This window comes from Paenibacillus sp. YYML68 (assembly GCF_027923405.1).
Lineage (GTDB): Bacteria > Bacillota > Bacilli > Paenibacillales > NBRC-103111 > Paenibacillus_G.
In genome coordinates, this window is the sequence record NZ_BQYI01000001.1 from 421,411 (window position 1) to 447,602 (window position 26,192).

General features: G+C 51.9%; 19 protein-coding genes and 1 pseudogene. 13 read left to right on the forward strand and 7 right to left on the reverse strand.

Annotated features, from left to right (window positions below; translation table 11 throughout):
- Positions 1-31: 31 nt before the first annotated feature.
- Positions 32-256 (reverse strand): hypothetical protein, encoded by a 225-nt coding sequence (locus PAE68_RS01870; protein ID WP_281883515.1) that lies wholly within the window; start codon positions 254-256, stop codon positions 32-34.
- Positions 257-1,016: 760 nt separating this feature from the next.
- Here PAE68_RS01870 and PAE68_RS01875 point away from each other — a divergent pair.
- The 3 genes and pseudogenes from PAE68_RS01875 (at position 1,017) to PAE68_RS01885 (ending at position 4,739) form a co-directional block, all read left to right on the forward strand.
- Positions 1,017-2,368: pseudogene (locus PAE68_RS01875) on the forward strand (IS1380 family transposase).
- Between the two features lie 407 nt (positions 2,369-2,775).
- Positions 2,776-3,744, forward strand: coding sequence for a Gfo/Idh/MocA family protein (locus PAE68_RS01880; protein WP_281883517.1), 969 nt, complete (start codon positions 2,776-2,778; stop codon positions 3,742-3,744).
- Positions 3,744-4,739: a Gfo/Idh/MocA family protein gene (locus tag PAE68_RS01885; RefSeq protein WP_281883518.1), complete on the forward strand. Its 996-nt coding sequence runs from the start codon at positions 3,744-3,746 to the stop codon at positions 4,737-4,739. Before PAE68_RS01880 ends, PAE68_RS01885 begins: the two co-directional genes overlap by 1 nt.
- 23 nt (positions 4,740-4,762) lie before the next feature.
- Here the strand turns inward: PAE68_RS01885 and PAE68_RS01890 are convergent, their stop codons facing one another.
- Positions 4,763-5,140, reverse strand: coding sequence for a MerR family transcriptional regulator (locus PAE68_RS01890; protein ID WP_281883520.1), 378 nt, complete (start codon positions 5,138-5,140; stop codon positions 4,763-4,765).
- Positions 5,141-5,403: 263 nt separating this feature from the next.
- Between PAE68_RS01890 and PAE68_RS01895 the strand changes: the two genes are divergently transcribed.
- The 5 genes from PAE68_RS01895 (at position 5,404) to PAE68_RS01915 (ending at position 14,716) form a co-directional block, all read left to right on the forward strand.
- The gene (locus PAE68_RS01895) at positions 5,404-7,014 is read left to right on the forward strand and encodes a flavin monoamine oxidase family protein (RefSeq protein ID WP_281883522.1); all 1,611 of its coding nucleotides are present in this window, start codon (positions 5,404-5,406) and stop codon (positions 7,012-7,014) included.
- 96 nt (positions 7,015-7,110) lie between these two features.
- Positions 7,111-7,674 (forward strand): RidA family protein, encoded by a 564-nt coding sequence (locus PAE68_RS01900; RefSeq protein ID WP_281883525.1) that lies wholly within the window; start codon positions 7,111-7,113, stop codon positions 7,672-7,674.
- Between the two features lie 33 nt (positions 7,675-7,707).
- The gene (locus PAE68_RS01905; RefSeq protein WP_281883527.1) at positions 7,708-7,914 is read left to right on the forward strand and encodes a twin-arginine translocase TatA/TatE family subunit; all 207 of its coding nucleotides are present in this window, start codon (positions 7,708-7,710) and stop codon (positions 7,912-7,914) included.
- Between the two features lie 338 nt (positions 7,915-8,252).
- Positions 8,253-13,997 carry a bacterial Ig-like domain-containing protein gene (locus PAE68_RS01910; protein ID WP_281883529.1) on the forward strand — a complete coding sequence of 1,915 codons (5,745 nt, stop codon included), beginning with the start codon at positions 8,253-8,255 and terminating at the stop codon, positions 13,995-13,997.
- A gap of 137 nt (positions 13,998-14,134) precedes the next feature.
- A complete protein-coding gene (locus tag PAE68_RS01915) occupies positions 14,135-14,716 on the forward strand; it encodes a hypothetical protein (RefSeq protein WP_281883531.1) in 582 nt (193 codons plus the stop codon).
- 135 nt (positions 14,717-14,851) lie between these two features.
- Here PAE68_RS01915 and PAE68_RS01920 read toward each other — a convergent pair whose 3' ends face one another.
- Positions 14,852-15,706 (reverse strand): DUF4097 family beta strand repeat-containing protein, encoded by an 855-nt coding sequence (locus PAE68_RS01920; RefSeq protein ID WP_281883533.1) that lies wholly within the window; start codon positions 15,704-15,706, stop codon positions 14,852-14,854.
- 253 nt (positions 15,707-15,959) lie between these two features.
- Between PAE68_RS01920 and PAE68_RS01925 the strand changes: the two genes are divergently transcribed.
- From PAE68_RS01925 to PAE68_RS01940, 4 genes are all read left to right on the forward strand, one after another.
- Positions 15,960-16,991 (forward strand): agmatine deiminase family protein, encoded by a 1,032-nt coding sequence (locus PAE68_RS01925; RefSeq protein ID WP_281883535.1) that lies wholly within the window; start codon positions 15,960-15,962, stop codon positions 16,989-16,991.
- Positions 16,992-17,033: 42 nt separating this feature from the next.
- The gene (gene aguB, locus PAE68_RS01930) at positions 17,034-17,909 is read left to right on the forward strand and encodes an N-carbamoylputrescine amidase (protein WP_281883538.1); all 876 of its coding nucleotides are present in this window, start codon (positions 17,034-17,036) and stop codon (positions 17,907-17,909) included.
- 127 nt (positions 17,910-18,036) lie between these two features.
- The gene (locus PAE68_RS01935; protein ID WP_281883540.1) at positions 18,037-20,124 is read left to right on the forward strand and encodes a hypothetical protein; all 2,088 of its coding nucleotides are present in this window, start codon (positions 18,037-18,039) and stop codon (positions 20,122-20,124) included.
- A 230-nt stretch (positions 20,125-20,354) separates the two neighbouring features.
- Positions 20,355-20,849, forward strand: a complete 495-nt coding sequence (locus PAE68_RS01940) for a hypothetical protein (RefSeq protein ID WP_281883542.1) — start codon at positions 20,355-20,357, stop codon at positions 20,847-20,849.
- A 99-nt stretch (positions 20,850-20,948) separates the two neighbouring features.
- On the opposite strand, the gene PAE68_RS01945 is transcribed toward PAE68_RS01940, so the two are convergent.
- Positions 20,949-21,641 (reverse strand): helix-turn-helix domain-containing protein, encoded by a 693-nt coding sequence (locus PAE68_RS01945; protein ID WP_281883544.1) that lies wholly within the window; start codon positions 21,639-21,641, stop codon positions 20,949-20,951.
- A 122-nt stretch (positions 21,642-21,763) separates the two neighbouring features.
- Between PAE68_RS01945 and PAE68_RS01950 the strand changes: the two genes are divergently transcribed.
- Complete coding sequence (locus tag PAE68_RS01950; RefSeq protein WP_281883546.1) at positions 21,764-22,000, forward strand: hypothetical protein; 237 nt, start codon at positions 21,764-21,766, stop codon at positions 21,998-22,000.
- A 139-nt stretch (positions 22,001-22,139) separates the two neighbouring features.
- On the opposite strand, the gene PAE68_RS22745 is transcribed toward PAE68_RS01950, so the two are convergent.
- From PAE68_RS22745 to PAE68_RS01960, 3 genes are all read right to left on the reverse strand, one after another.
- Complete coding sequence (locus PAE68_RS22745; protein WP_397379357.1) at positions 22,140-22,283, reverse strand: transposase; 144 nt, start codon at positions 22,281-22,283, stop codon at positions 22,140-22,142.
- 907 nt (positions 22,284-23,190) lie between these two features.
- Positions 23,191-24,054, reverse strand: coding sequence for an ABC transporter ATP-binding protein (locus PAE68_RS01955; protein ID WP_281883548.1), 864 nt, complete (start codon positions 24,052-24,054; stop codon positions 23,191-23,193).
- Positions 24,035-26,137: a hypothetical protein gene (locus tag PAE68_RS01960; RefSeq protein WP_281883550.1), complete on the reverse strand. Its 2,103-nt coding sequence runs from the start codon at positions 26,135-26,137 to the stop codon at positions 24,035-24,037. Before PAE68_RS01960 ends, PAE68_RS01955 begins: the two co-directional genes overlap by 20 nt.
- Positions 26,138-26,192 lie beyond the last annotated feature (55 nt).

Here is a 26,192-nt window from a genome sequence, read left to right on the forward strand (position 1 = left end):
GCGATACGATTCTAGGTTGGAAAATAGTTATTTAGGGCTGATAACATTCTACTTTCCACACGGTACCGAACACATAGCTATCTACGCGGCTCAACCCGCCAGAGCTTCTGCAGGAATCAATAGCTCTTTGCAATTGATATTGGCTGTAGGCCCAGATAACGAACAGCAGAATCAAGCCTACCCACCACCACTCGTCGCTGGTTACTTCCTTCTTACGTTGCAATTGGATCTCCGGGGATTCATACATCATTTTCAACTTCCTACCCTTCTATAAGAGATTTTAAGTAATGAGCTATCCTACCGTCATTAATTCCTGTAGCATTCCACTGTCCATGATGATCCAAAGAAGCTGGACACCACCCGCGCGCTGCCGCCGCTGTTCGTGCACTCATCGACAGCTTTCTCCTCCAGTGCATAATTGCTATAGACACGCACCGCAAACAAAAGAATCATACCTAGCCACCACCATTCGTCACGAGTCAGGTCTCGGGATGGAATGGTTATTGAGGGGGCCGCATAGTTCACTGCTATTCACCTCCTCCCTGCTTAAGATAGGGTTAGGATGAGGCAGGTGCTAACCGTTAGACTGTGCGTTAAGGCATTATTGGGAAGTAACGGTTGGTTATAGTTAATCTAAAACCCTATAATATGGTAACACAGTCGTAAGTATTCAGTAAAACCGCTTTGGATTTTCAGGATTCATTGAAACACGAACATTTTCGCCTCTACAATCGATTTTTACAGAAACGCAGTCAGAATTCATCCTAAAAAATGATCTGAGAGGATTCTACGAGGCAACTTCGTGTTCACAAAATATTCACATGCGGGTTCACTGAATACTTGCCCTTCCGCCTACTAAATATACCAAAAAAAACAAAATTTGTATGGGTTAATAGAACTCGTGAATCCGTGATAAAAGAATATGAAAACAAGAGAAAAATAGAGGGAATCCAAGATTTTGTGTCGAAATTAAAGGATTATAACGATCCAATACTTTCACCAATGGGGTGATTGGCTTGAAGTTCGAATTCGTCCAATCTAATGAGTACTTAACCACACATACCGGGTTAACCGCTATTGGAGCTTTGCTAGCAAAGACTAATCTCGGTGCACGTTTGAATAAAACGGTATTGCCCGAGAACCCGAATCCAGATATCTCGAATGCTGATGTGATGAAAAGCTACTTGGGTCTGCTCTGCCAAGGCAAGAGCGACTTTGATCATATTGAGCCATTCCGGCAAGACGATGCGTTCAGCATCAGTCTTGACATTCGCGATGTTCCATCTAGTCCAACCTTGCGCCAGCGCTTAGATATGGCGGGTTCGTCGATATGGAAAGATATTGTGCTGGAAGAGTCGGCGGACCTGTTACGCCGAGTGGCCGCCCCGCTTACGGGTGTTGATCTTCTTGTCCTGGGCGAGAAGGAACGGACTACGTTGTTGCCGCTCGATATCGATGTGTCTCCCTTTGACAACTCCCGCACGAAAAAGAAGGCGTATCTCGCACCTACAAAGGCCATGATGGTTTTGCTCCGATCTTCTCTTACTTGGGCAAAGAGGGCTACGGCGTCCATGTGGAACTGCGTGAGGGCAGCGTGCATTGCCAGAAGAACACGGATGAATTTTTGAAGGCCAGCATTCAATATGCACGCCGAGTCACAGACCGTCCGCTCCTTGTTCGAATGGATGCAGGCAACGACTGCTTGGCGAATCTGAAGGTCTGTCACACTCAAGAAACTCGTGCCGATTACATCATCAAGAAAAATCTGCGAAGAGATCCAAAGGAGACGTGGCTCTTGTTCGCACAAGATCTGGGCATATGCTGCGAAGAACGCGAAGGAAAGAAGGTATACATCGGGTCGATGCTCATTCGTGAACAAGGATTTGACGAGCCGCTGCGTCAAGTGTTTCGTGTCATCGAACGAACCATAAGCCGTGAAGGTCAAATCTTCCTCGTTCCTGAGATCGAGGTCGAGGTGTACTGGACTTCCTTGCGTTGCTCGGCTTGGCGGGTCATTGAACTGTATCGCGATCACGGCACCAGTGAACAGTACCACAGTGAGATCAAGACAGACCTTGATCTGGAACGCTTGCCCGCTGGCAAGTTTGCAACCAACAATCTCATATTGCATGCGGGCGTGTTCGCATACAATATGCTTCGCTTGATGGGGCAACTCAGTCTGCAGATTCCCGACTCTCCGATTCGAAACAATGTTGGCCGCAGACGGATTCGCACGGTCATTCAGAATATGATCTACCATGCTTCACGACTCGTAAGACATGCTAGGCAAGTCAAATTCGCATTTGGAACGCACAGTCCTTGGTTTCAAACGTTGCGACGTGTGTATCTCACCATCCTAACCACTTGAGACTCAATGTTTAATAGGGGTGTATACGCCTTCACGCGTAGGCGTGTTTCAACATGTGCTTTTTTTGTCCACGCGAGGAAGTTCAATTGAAATGCTCATTACCTTGATGCTTTTACCATTTCCCTACAGTCACGAGCGGGCTGTCACGGATTCACGAGAACTAATACAAAGAGTATTATTTATGAATTTTCGACATAATTGAATAGATCTCTCACTGCGTGTTAGATGGCAGGTATGTTCGATCCTCAATGGAGAGAGTACTAGCGTGATAAATTAGTACAGAGGCCTTTTAGCAGGTTGCTCACCTTTGCCCTACAATTCCCTTTCTGCTAAGATGGTGGCTGTAAGCGGTTGTGGAACACGTGTGCACTTTGTAGAGGAATACGAATATTCGGAGGTGCGAGGTCATGTTGAAGCAGGTGAAATGGGGTATTCTTGGGTACGCACGAATTGCCAAGACGTCTGTTATCCCGGGCATTCTGAAGTCGGACAACGCCGCATTGTATGCCATCGCTTCCAGCGATGCAGACAAGCGCAAGGAGTGCAGCGAGCTGTATCCGGAGACGATCGTCTACGAGAGCTATGAGGCGTTGCTCGACGACGCGGACGTAGCGGCGGTGTACATCCCGCTGCCGAATTCGATGCACAAGGAATGGGCGACCCGGGCGATGAGCAAGGGCAAGCATGTGCTCTGCGAGAAGCCGATCGCGCTGAATAGTGAGGAATGCAGCGAGATGCTGGAGGCAGCTGAGCGGTACGGCGTCATTCTGATGGAGGCGTTCATGTACCGGTATACCGACCGCATTCGGCGGGTGCAGGAGGTGCTGGCGAGCGGGGAGCTCGGACAGGTGCGTTACGTGCAGTCGACGTTCCGTTTCCTGCTGAACCGTCCGAACACGATCAAGGTACAGCCGGAGCTCGGCGGCGGCTCGCTGTACGATGTCGGCTGCTATCCGGTTAATTTCGTAGGGATGGTGACGGGACAAATGCCGCAGTCGTGCGTAGTACAGACGGTGATGGACAACGGGGTAGACGTGCTGTTCTCGGCGGTGCTGCGCTATCCGGACGGGACGGTCGCCTCCATTAACAGCGGCTTCAACGCCTTCGGTCAGCTGAATTCGGAGATTGTGGGCACATTGGGACGTATCGATATTCCGGATACGTTCCTCGGTAAAGCAGGCTCGTTCACGGTGACGACGGAGAGCGGTGTGAGGTACATCGAAGTGGAAGAGTCGGATCGCTACGCGCTCGAGGTCACTGACTTCTCAGCCGCTGTGCTGGAAGGACGCAGGCCGCTGTGCAGCCTGGAGGAGACGCAGCGCAACATGCAGGTGCTCGATATGCTGCTAGCTGCGATGAGAGGAGACGAAGCGTAATGGCCAAGCATCGATTCCTACTGATTGGACATGGTGTCATCAGCAAGAGATACAGAGAGTCGTTCGCCCCGCTTGCGAATGCGGAGATTGTTGGCGTCGTCGGACGTAGTGTGGAGGCGGCAGAGGCTTACGCTCGTGAGCACGGGCTCGCGCACTTCGGCACGCGACTCGAGGAGGTGGCGCAAGCTTCTGGGGCGACCGCGGTCATCGTCTGCACGCCGAACGCCGTTCATTATGAGAACGTCATGGAGGCGGCGCGTCTTGGACTTCATTGCCTATGCGAGAAGCCGCTCCATATCGACCCGGCGAAGCAGCAGGAGATGATCGACCGCTGCGCGGCAAGCGGCGTGAAGCTGGGCGTCTCCTACATGCGCAGGTTCATTCCGCACCTGCAGCTGATGAAGGAGATCGTTGCATCGGGTAAGCTAGGTCGCATCACAGTTGTCGACGTGAAGATTAAGCATTATCGCTCGCGGGCGTACTATGGCGATTCGTGGCACGGCACGGTAGAGGTCGACGGCGGCGGGCCGTTCATCCAGCAGGGCAGTCACATTATTGATCTGGCGCAATGGATGTGCGAGGGGTTCGCGGAGGTGCTCGAGGCGAAGCGGTTCCAGGTGTATCACGACATTGAGGTCGAGGACCACGGCTATGCGATCATCCGGTATGCGAACGGAGCGGTCGGCATGATTGAGGCGTCGACGGCCTGTCCCGGTATGAAGCAGGAAATGATCGAAATATCCGGCACCGAGGGCACAATCTCGGCCACTTATCACGAGCTGTTGACGTTCGAGGTGCCGGGGATGGAGAAGCCGGTGCTCGAGCCGGGTGCCTCGGACAATGAGAAGCTGTTCGCGCGGCTCGTTGCTGACTTCGTCGCCTCGCTCGACGAGGCTCGCGCGCCGTACATTGACGGAGCTGCGGCTGCCAAGGCTACGGAGCTCATAACGGCGATCTATCGGAAGGCCGGCGAGCCGATTCGGATGGTGCGTTAGCCTACTCGCCGTTGAGCTGAAGCCTAAGGTCCATTCATGCCGCGACTGATTTTTGGAGAGATGTGCAACAATTGTATTTGTTGAGCGAGAGAGGCCCGCGGCGGCCTCTCTTTTCTTTTTGAGCGTGAGCGCATCAGCACTACCAGTCGTAATAGTGATTGAGGCGCCAGCCGCTTGCGACCGCGGGTGAACAGCTCCTTCAGCTCGAACGTGCTGGCTCCCTCCTGCAGCTGTCGACCGATCTCGCGAATCGTCTCCACGTCCTCAAGCGAATATTTACGCGTGCCTCCATGGGTTCGGCTGGGGAAAATCAGCTTGCGCTCCTCGTAATAACGGATTTGACGCTCGGTCAAACCTGTCATTTCACACACGGTGCCGATGCTCATGATCTTGTTCTCCATATAGAACCTCCCCAGCATTCATCTATGTTAAGTTATATTACACACAACTCATAAAAAGTGTAAAGTTTTGGTTAAAGAATGAACTGGTAAGCTCAATATTACCAACAAAGCGTATTTTTCTGCAAGTACACGGTGGGGTTGATGCTGATAAAAATTTTGTATGTTAGATTATCTAACGTAATTTTACCATGAGACAAAAAGAGCTGTTATATTTCATCGTGAAGCCTCTGCTACCAGCGACAAGCGCGAAGGAGTGTATAGCGATGGAAGCACATGATTCTGCCCGCGACATGACACGAAGACAATTTCTGAACACCGTCGGCAAAATTGGAGGCTCGGCTGCCGTATTCAGCCTGATGGGCACGCTCGGGCTGCTAACGCCGGAGACGATGAAGGCTGCTGATTATACGCCCCCGTCGCAAGGGGATCTGAAGGCGGCGAACCGCAACGGCAAGCGCGTCGTCATCTTGGGCGCCGGCATCGCCGGTATGACCGCCGCCTATGAGCTAGGGCTCGCCGGCTACGATTGCGTCATTCTCGAGGCGAGAGCGCGCTCGGGTGGCCGGATCTGGACGGTGCGTCGCGGTACGACGGTAACGGAGGTTGGCGGCGTGAAGCAGGTCGCTCGCTTCGATGAGGCGGAGCATCTGTATTTGAACGCCGGTCCGATGCGTATTCCGCAGTTTCACGTGACGATGGAGTATTGTCGCAAGTTCGGCGTGGAGCTGGAGCCGTTCAACAACGTGAACGAGAGCGGCTATTATTATTCCGAGAACGTCGGTGCGCTGTCTGGTCAGAAGATTCGGAAGCGGGCGGCGAAGGCGGATGTACGCGGCTACGTCTCGGAGCTACTGGCCAAGGCCATTAATCAGAGCGCACTCGATCTGCCGCTTACGGCGGAGGAGAAGGCGAAGGTCGTTGAATATTTACGGCGTGAGGGTGATCTGAATCCAGATCTGTTCTACAAGGGCTCCTCGCGCGGGGGCTACAAGACGGAGCCGGGCGGCAAGCTCGATGCGGGCGTCATTCGCGATCCGTTCGATATGAAGGCCATCATCCAGTCGGGCTTCGGTAACAGCTTCAGCGGCGAGTACGGCTATGACCAGCAGATGATGATGTTCCACCCGGTCGGCGGCATGGATCGGATCTCGCAGGCGTTCGAGAAGCGGGTCGGCCGCCACATCGTATACCACGCGGAGGTTAGGAGCATCCGTCAGAACGACAGTGGCGTCACGATCACGTACATGGATATGAGCACTGGCGTCGAGAAGCAGGAGAGCGGCGATTACTGCATCTGTACAATTCCGCTGTCCGTGCTGAAGGATATACCGGCAGATTTCTCGCCAGAGCTGAAGACCGCGATCTCCAGTGTCAACTACGCCTCCGCAGGCAAAATGGGCATGCAGTTCAAGCGCCGCTTCTGGGAGGAGGATGAGCAGATCTACGGTGGCAGCACGACGACGAACACAGACATAGCCTCCATGTACTACCCGCCGACGAAGTACATGTCGAAGAAGGGCATTCTGCTCACGTACTACAACTTCGGCGCACAGGCCGATAAGCTCGGGAAGATGTCAACCGCAGAGCGGGAGAGCTATTCGCTGGGCATCGCGGGTAAGATCCACCCGCAGGTGTTCCAGGAATTCGAGTCGGCGTTCTCCATCAACTGGAAGACGGTGAAGTATAATCTCGGCGGCTGGGCGTCGTATACGGCGGATGATCGCAAGACGATCTATCCGAAGCTGTGCGAGCCGGATGGCCGCATCTACTTGGCTGGTGAGCATCTCAGCTATATGACAGCTTGGATGGCAGGCGGCATCGAGTCGGCACGCAAGGTCGTGACTGAGCTGCATGAGCGTGTGATGAAGGCATAGCGGAAGCGGGAGGGTCGTGCCTTGACCCAAGGGTGCATGTTAGACATGGTCATAATTGAAGCTTGAATCCTATCCGTGCTAAGGAGTGAATAACCGATGAATATTAACACAAGCATGCTCAAGCGGACAGCAGCCGCAGCTCTACTATTTGGCGCCGTCGGCGCTTACGCCTTCGCAGCCGACTCGAAGCTGCCGAGCAAGTACCCGGCAGAGCCCGTTCACGAGGTCGAGTTCTATGGTAATCCGAGCTCGTCCATCTCGGTCGGCGTCTCCTTGCCCGCCGGGGCCGCCTACTTATTCACGAGCGGTACCGTTCCTCCTGTATTGAACAAGGAAGGAGCTACCGTATACGAGCGGTACGGAGATACGAAGACGCAGGCAATCGGCGTATTGAAGAGCATTGAGAAGCAATTGGCAGACAAAGGTCTGACGATGAAGGACGTTGTCTACTTGCGTGCTTACTTGACGGCTGATGCGGCTAAGGAGGGCAAGTTCGACTATGCGGGGTGGAATGAGGCGTACGGGCAATTTTTCAACAATGCCGCTAATCCTGTCAAGGTCGCTCGATCGACGGTTGGCGTCGCCTCGCTCGTCAGTCCGGATTGGCTTATCGAGATCGAGGCGGTAGCTGTCTATCCGAAGCATCATAACCAGGATTAACGAAGTAGAAGTATATGGGAGGAGCTGAGCAGCATGCCGATGAATATTGGAGTACCGGGTCTCATTATGATTATTGTTGTCATCTTGCTCCTGTTCGGTCCGTCGAAGCTGCCGGAGCTCGGTCGTGCGGTTGGGCGTACGCTGCACGAGTTCAAGTCGTCGACCCGTAGTCTCGTGGAGCAGGAGGATGAATCGCGAGCCGATGCAGTGGATACAAAGAGAGAAGCAGGCCGTGCTTGAAGGCGATGTAAGGAAGGGCCTTGCACATGCGCGAAGTCTGGCTCGGTTGAGATGATGGGATGCTGAAGGGGTAAATGGTGAATGGAGCGAATGACCTTTTCTGCTTGCGTGGCGAGCTGAAGGGGGTCATTTTTTTGCTTCCATATATTAGGTGTTATCATCACTGTACATGAACAGGCCTCGGACTGGCTGATCGACTCGGAATAGGACATAAGCGCTAGTCATGAGCTAGTGATTATTGACGTTATTCGTGTAAGCGCTTCATAATCGGGACTATGCTTAATGGTTTTATTGAAGGTCAGCATGACTAGTTCACGAACAGGGGGAGACCGATTGGCATGAGAACTACGAATCGTTATTTGGCTGTGCTGCTGTCGTTCATGCTCGTATTCTCATCACTTGGCATGCGTGCGTCGGCGGAGGAGATCGTGGATCCGACGGCAGGCGGTGCGATCAGCATTGCAAGTGATTGGCAGGGCAGTGTGTTTGGAGATGTGGGTGGTCTAGATAAGATTAATTCAACGAACTTTGAGATTATGGAAAATGCCGACCAGACGGTGACGCTGCGGAGCTCTAATGATCGCGGTAAGATGGCAACCGGGTCTACGCCTTCGGAAGGTATCGCGTATTACTTCAAGGAGGTACCTGACGATGCAGACTTCGAGCTGACGGCAACAGCGGCCGTCTATTCGTGGAAGGCGAACAGCCAAGTGTCGTTCGGCCTGATGGTGCGAAGCACGGTGTTCACGAATGTACATGGTGCGGTCTATTCGAACGGAGACTATGTAGCGCTGGGCGCAGTCGATCAGACGATGCAGGCGTTCTACAAGCAGAACAATGTAGTCACGAAGAGTAGTGTCACGAATAGCTCGTTCACGTACTCGACAGCGAACCCGCCGATGGCTCAGGAGCAGTACGCGCTGAGCATCAAGAAGACGGGCAACAACTATGTGCTGAAGATTGGTGACGAGACGAAGACGATCGAGAATGTCGCTGGACTGAAGTATGCGGGCTTGTATACGGCACGGAATGCGACGATGAACTTCAGCAATGTGCAGCTGAACATTGAGAAGCCGCTCCAGTTGGGCGACTGGACGTTCGCTGCCTTCGGAGGCAATACGGGAACGGATAAGAATCCAGCACCGACGGTTCAGACGGACGGAAGTGTGACGATGCTCGCGACGGGAGGGAAGATCGCTTCCTCGGATGAAGGGATCTCCTACTATTACAAGGAGCTGCCGACGGGACTGAACTTCGAGCTCGAAGCGAAGGCTCTGGTGAATAGCTTCAATGCGACGAGCTCGATCAGTACGCCGAATCAGAAGTCGTTCGGCTTGATGGTCAGAGACAACGTAGCCGCTCACGGGGCTACCTCCTCTTTTACATCGAATTATGTGGCGGTTGCAGGCTCGGGCGGATCACCTAATGTTATGCAGGCCATACAGAAGCTGGGTACACGTACATTGCATTCCTTGACGGGCGTAACGGCACCTGGAGCGGGTCAGTCCTTTGACCTGAAGATCCGCAAAGTTGGCGATGTGTATGAAGCAACGGCGAACGGCGTGACGGAGAAATTCGTGCTGCCAGGCGCCATGAACGATACGTTCTATGCGGGGCTGTATGTTGCGCGTGATGCTAACATTACGTTCAGCGACTTCAAAATCAAAGCCGATACCCGCGCTCCGGTCTCGATTACGGCCAACGCTTCGGGGATGAAGACGATCTACTTGATCGGTGAGGAGCTGAATACAGCAGGCCTTCAAGTGACGGCGACGTATCCGAATGGCTCGCAGGAGCAGCTGACGAAGCTTGATTATGTGCATAGCGGCTTCGAGAGCGCGACCGAGGGCGTCAAGACGGTGACGATCCACTTCAACGGTGCAACGACGACGGTGCCGGTCGAGGTGAAGAAGCTGACGGTGTTGAAGCTGGAGACGAAGTACGCTCCGGCGAAGACGGAATATTATCCCGGCGATGCGTTCGATCCGGCCGGCTTCGTGCTGACAGCGGACTACAACAATGAGACAACGGCCGACCTGACGAGCGATAAGTACACCTTCTCCATCGAAGGTGCGACGTGGAACGGCACGAGCTTTATTCTCGATACACCGGGTGTGCTGACGGTCAAGGCGACATCTGTAGAGACGCCGACCCAATCGGTGACGTTCCCGATTACGGTGAAGGCGGCACAGCTGACGGCGGTCGAGATTCGCAAGCAGCCGACCAAGACGCTGTATTACATCGGCGATGAGCTGAGTCTGGACGGCCTTGTCGTCTACGCGAAGTATAGCGATCAGTCTGAAGTAAGGCTGATGAAGGATGATTACACCGTATCGCAGCTCGATACCGCATCGGCGGGATCGAAGCAGGTGACGATTACCCATAAGTGGATGTCTGCGCTGCTTGCGTTAACGGTGAAGGTGAAGGAAGCGACCGGGGTGAAGGTGACGAAATATCCGGCGACGACTTATACGGTCGGTGCGGATTTTGACCCGAGCGGATTACAGGTGTCGAAGCAATATGACAGTGGCGAGCAAGAGGTGCTCGGAGCCTTGCAGTATACGGTAGATGCATCGGGCTACGACAAGACGAAGGCAGGCACGTATGACATCGTCATTACACCGGCAGATACGACGCTGGCACCTATTGCGCTGAAGGTAACGGTGCGCGAGGCAGCAGCGCCGGTATGGAAGACGATCATATTCGGTCAATCGAGCACTTCTACGAAGAACTCGGTGACGGTGAACGATACGGATCAGTCTGTAGAGCTGGTCGCTCTTGAGGGCGGTGGTAAAGTAACCGGCGATCATGACGGAATCTCCTTCTACTATACCGAGCTGGATGCGCAGCAGGACAACTTCGTCCTGTCGGCTGATATCGAGGTGAAGGCTTACGCGAAGTCTGATCATGATGGTCAGGAGTCGTTCGGTATTATGGCGCGCGATGCGATCGGTGAGAATGGCAACTCCAGTGTATTCGCTTCGAACATCGCAGCAGTCGGCGGCTATAGTGGCGGCACGAAGGAGCCGAATGGCACGCAGCTGTTCATCCGTACAGGTATTCAGTCACCGGACGGTGCTGGAAGCCAAGGCGTGAAGAAGATTATGCTGGGCAGTGAGAAGCCTGCACCTAGCAACACCGCTCCTGCGAAGCCGTACCGTCTGACACTCGCGAAGACGAACAGCGGCTATGTCGGACAGCTGAATAACGGCGAGCAGCAGATGTTCTTCGAGCCAGATATTCTCAATGTGCAAAACTCGAAGGTATACGTTGGCTTCTACACAGCGCGTCTAGCAACAATCGTCGTGCGCAACATCGACTTCAAGGTAACGTCGGCCGCTACGGATGCGCCGAAGGTGACACCTCCAGCGAAGCCGGTTACGCCGGACTTCAGCGTGCTGTCGCTGGACCGTACGTCCGACCCGAATTATACGCTGCGCGTGAAGTCGAACGTCAGCGGTGTGATGACGGTGAAGCTGGGTGAGTCTGTGATCGCCCAAGATGTTGCCGTCCAAGCAGGCGCAGTGAAGACGTTGCCTGCGACGCTTGCGGCCAGCGGAACGAATTCGTTCAGTGTAACGTTCCTGCCGAATGACGATCAATATTTGACAACTTACGATAAGCTGGTGAAGAACTTCACCGTTACGACGAAGTCGTACGTTCCAGGCGGGGACATCTACGTGTCGCCGACCGGCACAAGTGCAGGAACAGGAGCTGTAGACCAGCCTCTTGATCTCGATACGGCGATCGACTACGTCAGACCAGGTCAGCGCATCGTCATGCTGGGTGGAACATACGTTCGATCCTCAAAGGTCGAGATTAAGAAATACAACGACGGTACGGCCACTGCGCGTAAATCGCTCGTGGCAGCGCCAGGTACACGTCCGGTGCTCGACTTCGATAAGAAGTCGGAGGGCATCGTGCTTAGTGGCCATTACTGGCACGTGCTCGGCATCGACGTGAAGCGCTCGGCCGGTAACACGAAGGGCTTCACGATCGGCGGAAGCCACAACATCATCGAGCTGGTGAACACGTACCAGAACGGCGATACGGGCTTGCAGATCAGCAAGACCGATGATGCGACAGACAAGGCGCTGTGGCCTTCGCACAACTTGATTCTGAATTGTACGTCGTATGACAATCGCGACCCTTCCGACAACAACGCCGACGGCTTCGCGGCGAAGCTGACGTCGGGTGTGGGGAACATTTTCCGAGGCACGATTGCCCATAACAACATTGACGACGGCTGGGATCTGTATACGAAGTCTGGCTCCGGAGCGATCGGTGCGGTAACCATCGAGAACAGTATTGCTTACAACAACGGCTTCCTGACCGATGGAACCGTTGGAGCAGGCGATAAGAACGGCTTCAAGCTGGGTGGCGAAGGCATTCATGTGCCTCACATTATTCGCAACAGTGCAGCATTCGGTAACGGAGCTTACGGCTTCGCGAGCAACAGTAACCCGGGTGTCATTGCGTACAATAACGTGGCCTTCAACAACGCGGGCGGGAATATGAACTTCACGACTTACTCGCACATCCCGACAGACTTCCGCATTGGAGGATTCGTGTCGTACCAGAAGGATTATACGGCGAAGGATAGCTACCCGACTGCGCTCGCTTCGGACTATAACTATATGTTCAACGGCACGAAGTCGGTGAACAAGTCCGGCGTCGAATTAACAGCGGCGAACTTCGAGAGCCTCACGCCAGTTGCGACGTACCAGCGTGATGCGAATGGTGATATTATTTGGGGCAGCTTCTTGAAGGTGCTGGGCGTGGACAAATTCACAGAGCCTGTTGTGAATCCGGGTCCTGTAGATCCTGGTAACCCAAGTAGTCCGGGGGGCTCGGATGGTGAAAGCTCAGACTCTGCCGGAGCACCTGCGGTCAGTCAGCCTGCAGCGAACACAGACGGCAGCGTTACCGTGAAGGTGACGGCCTCGAAGAATGCCGCAGGCGCTGTATCCGCAACGCTTGATTCGGCTTCTTGGCAGGATGCCCTTGCGAAGACGAAGGCGAATGCAGAAGGCAAGAAGATCGTCAAGGTGGATGTGGCGACATCTGCTGCTGCATCGGGCGGCTACGAAGTGAAGCTCCCGGCTGCCGCGTATAAGGAGCAGTCCGCAGCGGTTCAAGTCGAAGTGAAGACGAATGCAGCTACGGTGGTGCTGCCGGGCAACATGTTCAAGCAAGGCGAGCTTGCTGGCGCTGAGACGGTCGGACTATCCGTTAAGGAGCTTGCACCTTCTGGTGCGTTGAAGGAGAAGCTCGGCAATCGTCTTGTCTACGAATTCGATATTCAAGTGGACGGCAAGACGATTAGCTGGAGCAACCCGGATGCTGCTGTACAGGTAGCGATCCCGTACAAGCGCAGCGAGCAGGAGACGAATCCGGCCTTTATCGTCGTCTGGTATATCGATCCGGCGGGCACGATTATCCCTGTGGTGAACGGCAAGTACAACGAGGCTGACGGTCAAGTGTACTTCAAGACGAACCACTTCAGCCAGTACACGGTGACGTACAATCCGAAGACGTTCGCGGATGTGGCTGGTCACTGGGCGAAGGCCGAGGTCGATGTGATGGCGGCGAAGGGTGTCATCAACGGTGTAACCGAGCAGTCCTTCGAGCCGAACAGCTCGATTACACGTGCTGACTTCACGCTGCTGCTCGTTCGGGCGCTTGGCTTGACGAGCTCATCCAAGACATCTGCAAGCTTCTCGGATGTCGCATCGACGGATTACTACTATAATGAAATCGGCATCGCTAAGCAGCTCGGCCTTGTGAATGGCAAGGACGATGGACGCTTCGAGCCGAAGGCTAGCATTACGCGTCAAGATATGATCGTCATCGCGTCCAGAGCGCTTCAGGCGGCGAGCAAGCTGGGAGTGTCTGCAGCTGGCACGTCCGAGCTTGACGCCTTCGCAGACCGCGAGACGATCGCGGCTTACGCGAAGTCCCATATCGCCGCAATGGTGAAGGCTGGCTTCGTGCAGGGAGACGATCAGAAGAATGTGAATCCGCTCGCCAAGACGACTCGTGCCGAGGCGGCGGTGCTGATTTACCGTTTGATGAACGAATAGGAGAACGATGAGCAAGGACCGCCTCAGCTTGAGGCGGTCCTTTTTGCTCCCTTGTGAGCTCATGGTGATGCCCCCAGTCGGACGAGATCGATTCATGGTAATATTGTAGAGTCAAGTCAGTTATCGACATCCGTAATATGTGTAAAGCTTCGGCAAGACGCGCCTACTGGAGGGTAAGGGGAAATAATGACTACAATAAGAAGCTTGAGGTGCCACCTACTATTGAAATGTTTGATCCTACTACATTAGATGAAATGGTGAATTACACGGATTTAATTATCATCGGTGAGGTGGAGGAAAGACACAATAAAGTAAATACGCCTTTAGATCCAAATAGCAATACCCCTGAAGCAGCTATTCAAAATAAAATGAAGAGCCAAGGATTTCAGCCCTCGGACGGTCCAGCGATCATCCCGAACAGAGTGAAAGTTAAAGAAGTTCTTCATGGGAATACTACTTCGAAAGAAATTACGATTATTCAATCGGAGATTTTTGAAGGATATGAGCCTAAGTTAAACAAAAAGGATACGATGATTTTCTTCTTAAGTAAGGTATCGGATCGTGCAGAACATTACAACATAGTTCATCCATACGCAAGCTATTATTACATTAAGAATAACAAGCTGGATCCAGTGTATAAAAAGAATGAATTTACGCAACTTACGGGAATTTCAATAGAAGATTTTAAGTCGAAAATTAATAATGCGAAGAAGAAATAAGCTCAAGGAATCATCCCCTACATTCATGTCGGTGATGATCGGGAATACGGCTTGGACGGATTATCGAAGAAGGCGCAGTAACACCGCGAGAGTCCAGATCCAAGCCTCCCGAGCCTTAGCAAGCCTAGCTAACTCCTAGCTCCGCCCAAAACGGAAATCGCCTGACTTCGTCCGCACCTTCAGCTTCGCAGCGCCGTCACCGACGGTTCCGCGGAGCTGATTGCCGTTCTCAGAGCGCTCGAAGTGCGACATCGAAGGCCAGTCGACTTCTCCCTCACCGGAGCTTCCCTCGAAGTCCAGCGACAACGAGGCGGGCTCCGCCTCGACCATGACGGACACGTTACCGCTCATCGTGTTCAGCTCCACATCCTGCGTCAGCTGCTCCAGCTCGAGCTCGACATTACCAGAGGACGTCTCGCCCTTCACTCGAGACGCTTCTGCACCCTCGATGGCGACATCGCCGCTGTTCGTGCGGAAGGAGAGCTTCTCGGCGACGAACTGCTCGACTTCAATGTCTCCTGAGGAAGTCTGCAGCTCGATGGCTTGGGCCTGCAGCTCGGACAGCATCATATCGCCGCTCTCCGTTCGGACGATGATCGACTCCCATTGCTTCTCCGGTATACGAGCCGTCAGCGTCAATTCGAGGCTGGAGCCGAAGCTGGTGCCGGAGGGACGTTCGACGGTGGCGTACAGGGTGCTGCCCTTCGGCTCGACCTCCAGCTTCACCTGCTTCACATAGCGGGAGCTCCCCTTACCGTGCAGCTCGAATTCGATCTCGCTTCCGCTGCTGGGCAGCAGCTCGACATCGGTGCTCGTCAGCTCGAGCTTCAGCATCGAATGCGCGCCTACATCCACCGTCTGTCGGATCTGTATATCCTCGGTGCCCATGAACATACCGCTTGCACCCTCATGCTGCGGATTCAGTGAGTACAGCCCGAGAGCGACCCCCGCTGCGATCAATATCGTACCTATTCCGATTTTCTTAACCATCAACCTTCACTCCATCTCGATAAAAGTATGGGCAGTCGTATCGATCTCACGCTACTCGTTATGATGCTAAGCATACCATTAACTGGAATCGTGCACATTGGACTTTAGGGAAAGGTTACACCCGACCATAGTCTAGGGTCATGCGGGTCTGTCAGCTCCCTCGCATGCATTGAGAGGATGACTGATTTGTTATATGATGTAAGGCAGGGATGAATGAGGAACCCGTAACCTATCATAAAGTGAGTTGATTTCGATGTATCCAAGAGACGAGAAGTTCATCATGCCTGCAGAGTGGGCCGAGCATACACGTACGTTGATTTCATGGCCGGTGCAAGATTCGATGGTGTACCCGGACGATTACGAGGCCGTATGCGACGGCTACGCGGAGATCATTACGGCGATCGCCGAGTTCGAGCCGGTCACGGTTGTCGTGAACCCGGACGACGCAGAGCGAGTCAGCCAGCGCTTCGCCGGCAACGAGCGCGTCGAGCTGCTGCCGATCGAGCACAATGACGCGTGGCTGCGCGACAACGGCCCGACGTACATCGTCAATGACGGTGGCGAGGTGGCGGCGGTCAATTGGCAGTTCAACGCTTGGGGCGGCAAGTATAGCCCGTGGGATCTGGACGATGCTGTCGCTCCGCAAATTATTGCACGAGACGGCATCCGCCGCTTCGACGCGCCGCTCGTCATGGAGGGCGGCTCGATCCACTCCGACGGTGAAGGCACGATTCTGACGACCGAGGAATGCTTGCTCAACACGAACCGCAACCCGGAGCTATCGCGGGAGCAGATTGAGGAGCAGCTGAAGCAATTCATCAGCGCGGACAAGGTCATCTGGCTGAAGCGGGGACTGAGCGGCGACGAGACGGACGGGCACGTCGACAACATCGCGTGCTTCGCCGCGCCGGGCAAGATCATCCTGCAAGTGTGCGACGATCCGGCTGACGACAACTATGCGATTACGCAGGAGAATCTCGCCATCTTGGCCAGCCACACCGATGCGAAGGGGCGCAAGCTGGAGGTCATTCCGATTCAGCAGCCACCGATGGTCACTCACAACGACAAGCGGCTGACGCTCAGCTACTTGAACTTCTACTTCGTGAACGGCGGCATCATCCTGCCGGTATTCGGGGGCACGGCCGAGGAGGCAGATCGACTCGCGATCGAGACGCTCAGCAAGGCGTTCCCAGACCGCCGCATCCGCACCGTGAACGGCATGGCGATTATCCGTGAGGGCGGCAACGTGCATTGCACGACGCAGCAGGTACCGGCGGGCAAGTGATTTTCATACGTATATAATAGAAGAAAGCGAGGTTGACCCGATATGAGACAAGTGAAAGTGGCAGCAACACAGATGAGCTGCTCCTGCAACATCGAAGAGAACATCGCGAAGGCGGACAAGCTCGTCCGCGAGGCAGCGGCGCAAGGGGCGCAGATCATCCTGCTCCAGGAGCTGTTCGAGACGCCATACTTCTGCCAGAAGGAGAAGTCGGACTACTACGTCTACGCGACCGAGCTGGAGGAGAACAAGGCGGTCAATCACTTCAAGCAGCTCGCTAAGGAGCTGAAGGTCGTACTGCCGATCAGCTTCTATGAGAAAAAGAACTACGCCCGCTACAACTCGCTCGCGGTCATTGACGCGGACGGCGAGGTGCTCGGACGTTACCGCAAGAGCCACATTCCGGACGGACCGGGGTACGAGGAGAAATTTTACTTCAACCCGGGCGATACCGGCTTCCAGGTGTGGAAGACCCGCTATGCGAAGATTGGCGTCGGCATCTGCTGGGACCAGTGGTACCCGGAGGCGGCGCGCTGCATGGCGCTCATGGGCGCAGAGCTGCTGTTCTACCCGACGGCAATCGGCTCCGAGCCGCAGGACGGCAGCATCGATTCGAAGGATCACTGGCAGATGTGCATGCGCGGTCACGCGGCGTCGAACCTGATGCCGGTCATCGCGTCGAACCGGATCGGCCTCGAGGAGGATGACGACTCCAAGATTACGTTCTACGGCTCCTCGTTCATCGCCGGACCGCAGGGCAACATGATCGAGGAGGCTGGACGCGAGGACGAGACGGTGCTCGTGGCCGAATTCGATCTTGACCAGCTCGAGACGCAGCGCATCGAGTGGGGCATCTTCCGCGATCGCAGACCGGACCTGTACAAGATCATCACCTCCTATGACGGCGAGCGCATGATCTAGTACGCCGTTACTCACAGAGACAACGACAACCTATACATCTAAGGCAGTGTCATAAGTGAGCTTATGCGCTGCCTTTTTTTGGCCTTCGAGGCATGCGTGCTTACATAGGGAAGGAAGGGATCGCAGTATGGGAAGTGGTCAAAAAGTACAGCTCACTGCGCTGCTCATCCTGGTCGCCGTGTCCGTGTCCATCGGCTTCATCGTATGGGGCGGTCTGAATTCGAGCGATACCGAGCAGGTGCTGGAGCAGCGGTCGAAGACGGTGACACCCCACAGCTCAGAGCTTCAGCCTGAGCTGCAGCTGTGGCCGCCCTCGCGAGTAGACGCCGACCAGCTCGCGCTGATGTTCACGCTGGCGGTGGCAAGCGGGCAGGGCGGGCAGCCGCCCGAGCAGCAGCCAGCGCCGCTGACGTATACGGCGAAGCTGGAATACCAGCTCGACGGAGAAGCGGTCTACCGTCCGGCGACGCTGGTTAACCAAGACCAGCAGGGGAGCACTTATACGGTGAATCGTGGGGCTGGCGCAAGTAGGTATAGGCTTGTGTGGGACAAGAAGGCCGATCAGGTGCCACTGCTGGCGAAGGTCAATTTGCGACTCACGGTGACCCCAAGCGAGAAGGGTGCTAGCGTATCGGCAGTGATGAACAATCTGCAGCCCGAGACGCGTGAGGCGCTGCGCGTTAAGACCGACGCCTACCTGATTCACTACGGCAAGTGGACAGAGGAGCTGCTGCGCATCGCGAAGGAGCACTACAAGCTCGTCATCCTCGACACGCGCAGCGGCATTACGCCGGAGCAGATCGCACAGCTTCGATCGGGCAAGGATCGGTCGGATGCAGCTGACGACGTGCTCGTGCTCGCGTATGTCTCAGTCGGGGAAGACCTGCGGACGGTTGGCATGACGCCAGAGCAGATGAAGATGGACGCCAGGTTCGTGCTCGACGGCACCGGGCCGTCCGTTGATCCACGGAAGGGGGCTCCGTTCCCGAACGGCGCACCGCTGACGGGCCAGATTCCGCTGGCAGGCAAGCCGACGAACGGAGGGTTTGCGCCCTTTTATCTCAACGACAACTATGTAACCAATGGCTTCGGCGCAGCGGGCGTGCCGGACTTCAACACGAACTTCAAGGCGGCGTTCGTCAATCCCGGCCATCCGCAATGGTTCGAGGCGCTGCAAGCGATGACGCTGGATCACGATAAGGTGTCAGGCATTCGCGAGCTGCTCACCTATGAGCATGGCCGCGGCTTCGGCTGTGACGGTCTGTTCATGGATACGCTCGATACGGCGGCGCCGAATTCGTTCACCGATGCGTCGAGTGCGAACCAAGGGGAGTTCGAGTGGGTCGCAGGGGGGACGCGCAAGCTGGTGTCTTCCATTCGCGAGGCGTACCCGCAGTCGCTGCTGCTCGCTAATCGCGGACTGTTCTTCTACCATCCCGATCTGGAGACGTACCGGCACACGCTGCGCGGGCTGATCGATTACGTGCTGTATGAGAGCTTCCGACTCGACAGCAGCGCGGCGCACGATTATAGCGAGACGATCTTCGCGGATAACAAGTACAATTACGCGCAGAAGGTGCTCGCGGAGGCGGACCGACCGGACGGGTTCCGCGTGCTCAGTCTAGGCTATGCGGAGGGACCTGACGGTGTGCTGCTGCGCAAGGCGCTGCACGGGGAAGCAGGCGGTAAGCCGCATACGCTGCTCGATGACTTGAACGAGGTGTCGGCGCTCGGCATGGTGCATTATTTGTCGAACGGAGCCGTATCCGACGTCAATACGTTCACGCTGGACCATCGCCCGTCCATCGGCGAGGCGCCGAAGTGGGGCAGCACCGAGACGCCGCTGTTCGCCCAGCCGTATCGCGCACCACGAGAAGGGCTGCAGCGGGTGGAGCGGCGGGGCAAGGACGTGTACGTGCAGTGGGACGTCGCGCATGCGCCGAGTCGTCCCGTGCGCTACACGCTGTATGTGAAGGAGGGCGCGACCTTCGACATGACCCGGAGCCTCGCGGAACAGAGCGTCAAGACGCAGCAGCTGGAGCCGACGATGCCTCAAGCTTATGTAGGCGCGGGCGAGCGAACCCAGCGCTTCCCGTATGAAGCGAAGGTGGAGGGGCTCGTGTCAGGGCGGACCTATTACATGGTGCTGCGGGCGAGCAGCGCCTCCGGGCAGTCGGACAGCAACGAGAGGGTTGTGCAGGTGAAGGCGCCGTGAAGCTCCTCCGTCATGGGCCGTAGCGTAGTGCCTGCGGCCATTTGAAGCTGTCGTATCGGTGGCTCCAGACACCAGCCGCAGCCTGCTGCTGAAGTCGAGCAGCCTGCCGGTCGGCATAAGCCGACACGCTACTGCCATAATTTTAGCTACGACACTTGCGTTTGGGTCTGGACGAATTGACGCATATTAGCGGTAAAGTCCTTTCACAGTACAAATTCGCGGAGGTACATATGCTGGGATTGTATTGCAAAGGAAGTCCCGTTTCCTTCTATAGCGTCAGTACGCCTCCTAATCACCACTTGATTCCGACCTGTTGTGGAGTCGGCATCTACTTCGAGGATGTTCACCCGGAATGGTGGATGTGCTGCAAGGATATCCCACTCGCGGTCCGTGAGACTTGGGAGAAGTCGGGCAGACTGAAGGGAAACCGGTTGTTCAAGAAGGCGGAGGATCAACAGCACTTCGATTGCTTGTTCCTGTCGTCCCACGATATCGAGTCGCTAGAGATGTATGTGAATGAACGCAAGGGCTGTACCGAATCGCCCCATTCGAGTCGTCCGAGCGTGTTCCTGGTGGAGCTCATGATTTTATTTATGAAAAACCATCCCGGCGAAACGCTGTTCCCCTTCATCGGGGAATGTCCGGCGTCGGACGGCAACATGGAGGCGATTCTGAACGGCTCGCTGTGGCGCGCGATGGGTAACATTGCCGTCGCCATTCCATGACCGCCTGCGACCAGCCCCGCCTGACGGCAGGCGACTTGAGCAAGAGCAAGAGGCATCCGCATGGATGCCTCTTCGGCGTGGTCGAGCGTGCCGTCGTGTTCAACGCTTGTAGAAGCGGTCGTTCTTCATAGCGGCGACGTAGCCGTCCAGCAGATCGATGATCCGCTGGCGAATCGCAGCATTTAACGGAATATGTTGATAAGATAGTGTCGTATCTTGTAAGATAATGTCGAGATGCTTCGTGCATATTTCGGTTTCCCAATACGGGATGCCTCTAACTAAGTAGTTGGCTGACACTTGGTACACATGTACCATCGTCGTCAGCAGTGTGAGGGACGGCTGGCGGTAGCCTTTCTCATAAGCGGTCAGCTCGGTATAGGGGATGCCTAGCATGCGTGCCGCCTCGGCGCGGCTCAGCTGTCGACGCAGACGCAGGAAGGCAAGACGTTCCCCCATCGATTGAATGTGCTCTGGCGTTGTCCATTCGACCGGGTCCTTCCAGTCCCGATCCAGAATGGGCTGATCATAGAGGAGCTCGTCTACCGCTGTATGGTACAGCTCAGCGAGTCGATCCAGCTGCTCCAGAGAAGGAGAGGAGACTCCGTTCTCCCAATCGTGAAGCAGGCTGCTCTCAATGCCGGTGTATAGTGAGGCGGTCTCAAGCGACCAGCCCTTGCGCTCGCGCACTTGCTGGAGTGGGCATAGCTCGTCCTGTCCATCCCGATCTATTGGACGCATCAGCGCTTCCATTTCCTCTTGTGTTAACAGATGCTCAAGCAATACGATCCCCATCCCCTTATGGCATCTAGCCTCTTAAATGAAAGCATGCTTAATTGGGAGGGTTTTTATTCCATACATGATGATTGCCGATTATTATGAGAATATACCATAGAGCGATGAAGGGAGCTGGCAGCATGCATCAGGACGGGGTAACGGACGAAGAACGGGCGTTGCTGTTGGGAGGAGCTGCACACGACCAGACGAGTAATCGGACAAGCAGTATTGTGCCAGCGGATGCTTCTTCTAATGACTTCTTCTATGCGCCAAGATCCAGACGCTACCGACGGGAGCAGCGTTCTGTACTCGGTTATGTGCTTCATATGCTCGGCCTTGTGTGGCGCAGGAAGCGGCGCGGCTCCCGGTACCATTAGACCGGGCATAGCCGCGTCCATCTGGCTTGTGTATAGGAGCTAGGGGCAGAGGCGAGTCAAGCGTGCGAGGGTAAAAGTAACAGCAGTATCAGTGGAACAAGATAATTGATGTTAATAACTGAGGACAACCTCGAATCGATTATTCAGGATTAATTCCAATCAGTAGCGTTGCATAAAAGTTCACACAACATTTAGTTTGAATTATCTGGAAACGGGTCAACTTCAAATTCCGTTTAACCCAGCGAAAGAAGATTTCAATTTGCCAGCGACAGCGATAAATCACCAATCTCTTTAGCTGTCAGGTCAAGCGTTAATGATGCGTACGGAATTGGTCTTGCTATCGACGGTCTCCACCATGCAGAGTGCATGCTGCATTCGCTTGTTGCCTTTGCCTAGGATGACTTTGACATCGCGCAAAATCGGCGACTTCGCATGCACGGATAGTTCTTCGACTCCCTCGACGATGGCGTTGTTCATAAGACGCGAGACGAAACGAACACCTCGTACGCAGTAATCATCATACTTTCCGTAATCGTATAAGTATTAATTAAATTTTTGTTTCCTTTTTAGAATGACATGTCCGAGCATATAGAACAATAGACCGAATATAACAGTAAAGCTATGATGTGTAACAACTATATCTAACGGAAGAAGCTTGCTGTTAAACATAAAAATATTTGTGAATGAAAGAATAGTACCTTTTGTTAGGATATGAGTGCTTGCGTATATAGATACTATTGCCATAGACCATCCAACACTTCTTGTTAACACCATTATTATAAAACCAAATCCAGAGAAGAAAAACGACTCGATTCCCAATTGAAGACCCAACGATGATAAAAAAAATACTCTTGGCAATGGAACAAAATTGTGTATTATAAGGAGCATTAGAATCATTAAAATTAGATAGAAAAGAGTAAAAATTAACACCCGTTCTATTCCAAGTTTCCACGCTGATAGTGGATAACTAAATATAGTTTCGCCGCCAGGCTCTTCAAGTAACTCCTGAAATATATGTATTGCCCACCAAGATGCAAACATAGGAAATGTGAGTTCTAAGGCTGGAATTATATACTTAAGATTAAAGTGGATTATGTAGCAATAGCATATTAACAATAACATTATAACAATAGGAACATAAGCTGATGTCCCCATTAATCTCCAGTCAAAAATTAGGTTATTTCTCCCCTTCATAGTGCACCCTTCTTCATTAAGTATAAGTAACCATCTTCTAATGAAGGGGAAATACTGACACCATGATCTGGGGGGGATTCAGCTATAACTCTCACACGATATAAGCCGTCAACACTATAATTAGATACAACATTAAGATTATCAATTTTTTCGTAGTATTCTTGTTTCGACAGCGTAATCTCCCACACTTTTCCGTTTGCAATTTTTTCAAGCTCACTGATGTTATTCGAAAAGACTACTTTTCCTCCATCTAGCACCGCAGCACGATCACAAGTATGTTCAATATCTTCTACAATATGAGTCGAAATAATAATAATCTTGTCCTTTCCCAATTGTCGAAGTAACTTCCTGAAACGAATTCTTTCCTCTGGATCAAGTCCTGTTGTAGGTTCGTCCACAATAATAATTTTGGGGTCTCCTAATATGGCTTGTGCAATTCCAAGACGCCGCACCATTCCACCGGATAATGTCCCAACTTTTTTATCTATAAATCCCTGCAAATTAACCTTTTCAATCACAGAATCGATAAGATCGTTTTTCCCTTTCCTTAGCCCCTTCATAGTTGCAATGTGCGATAATGCTTCAATCACACTAATTTGTTTGTAAATTGAGAATTTTTGAGGTAGATATCCTATGAGGCCTCTCACTTTATGGGCATCCTCCCAATTAACATTTTGGTATTTAATACATCCACTTGAAGGAGTGATAAGAGTTGTTAGTATGCGCATGAGTGTTGTTTTTCCCGCCCCATTGGGTCCCAATAAACCAAACATTCCCGTTTCAATATTCAGTGAAACATTTTCTAACGCGAGCTTATGTCCAAATTTTTTAGAAATCTGACTAATTTGAAGAGAACTCATTTGTTTTACCCCGCATCTCTAAATAGTATAATAAGTCTTCCATTGTACCTATTTCACTATTACCAATTAAAGACAGCCAGTCCTGAAAAAATGACTTAAGTAATAGGTCATTATAGAATTGATTTTCAATCAGTTCGATTAGATGAGTTAATATCTTAATTCTTAACTCGTCATTTAATTTAGTGTAATACTGTAATTTATATTTAATTTGAGGTTGCCTTGAAGATTGAATATTGTATTTTAACATATACCAGTAGTTATACGATTCAGAAAATATATCGATAAGTTCCTTATGATTTATTGTATTCAGATTAGTAGCTAAACTGGTTGTCATTGCTCCAACATTGGCTAACTGATTTGTTAATGCTTCACCATTAAATAGGAAGTCTACTGAAAATATTAAATGATCCTCAAGATACCACATACTGTTTGAAAAACTTCCCGTTTCTCGTGGAATGGATAGAAAAAAAATGCTTTGGGGCATTATTAAGTTATTAAGAGCTAGATCATTACTTATGTTACGTTGTATGCTTTCCATTTGATTTAAAAATGGCTCCAAGTAACTAGTCATATTATAAAAAGATTTTGGTAGATAAATTTTGGTGTCATTTATTGTTACCTCCATTAACATCCCCGCAGCCAAAGTCAATCCGTTAGGAGCAGTTCCTTCCCATCTACCATTCGATATTGGGGAAATATTAGTAAATAATGTATCAGGACCATCGTATTTCAAAATGTATTGGATATCAGAAGTTGGGTTCAACGGCACTCTAAATAAACCATTCTCTGAAACCGTCATTGCCTGATATGACCCTGTTCGAGGCACCCATGGAAAATAACTGGGTAACATTACCGCCAATTCATTAGCATAAAAGAATGGGGAACTAGTCCCAGCATAATATATTGTTATGCTAGTATGAGTTTCAGCATCTAATAAAGATGGTAACTCAATTCTGAGTTGATCACCAATTTGTTGATAATGTAAGAGCTGATTGTTTTCATTTAATACTGCGGAAACTTTTAAATCATGATATAGAGTGAGGTTTATCGCATCAGTTTTTTCCTTTGCAACAAAGTCAATTATGACCTTTACTTCCAAATTGCGAAATGAAGCAATATCTATGTCATATTTTTTGACCTGAATAATTTCCGTATTGTCTTTACTATCCATTGAAGCCTTTGATTTGTAATAATTATAATCATAGAACCTGACAGATTTTTTTTCATGTCCTGTGTGTATCAGTTGTTGATCCTGAACCATCAAACTCCCAAGTAGTAAAATCCAAATAATCAAACCTAAAGAAATATATATTTGAGATCTACCTAATTTTCTATAACCAATGCGTTTACTTACTATTAATAGAAGGTAAATGGAAATTGATAGTATTAATAATTTCTGGAGCCATCTGTAAATCTCTAGTTGGAATCCATAAACTGGATCAAGCGGATAATGCACATCTGTCTGGCCAAGATTTAAAAAATTTAAAATTTCTATTAAATTATAAAGTTGAAAAAGAGAGAGAATATCCTCTAAAATTAACTTATTAAGCGGTCCTAATATCACCCAAATTAACAATAATATTGGGTATACAATAATTGATTGTAAAAGTGAGCCCGAAATCATTCCAATTATTCCACAAATAAAAAATGGTAGTAGCCAATATAAAACTAGATATAGACTCGTACCACCATAAAACTCAAAGGGTACACCGTTTATACCAAATAAAACAAAATGAATGAAGGCGGCTATTAAGGAGATTAATGTTGAAGTGGAAAGTATGACCATACATTTACTAATAACTTTGGAGTAATATCCATCTTTAATTGTTAAAAAAACCTCTTCCGAGTTTGTTTTAACCTCTGACCTAATAAGCATTAATCCCAGTATCAGGAAGAGAAACATTCCACCTTGAATTATATATCCAGATCCAGTTAGACCACCACCAACGTCATTATTACTTACTCTCCCGTGAAAAACATAAATAATATGCAGAAGTGCAGGAATAAATATAACCCAAGTCCAATAAGACCTAAGTAAGAGTTTCATTTCAATTATATAGGAATCAATTATTTTATATCTCATTTTTATCTCCTGTTTATTTTTTCCGTAAACATGAAAGAAAAGGAGAGTTACACCT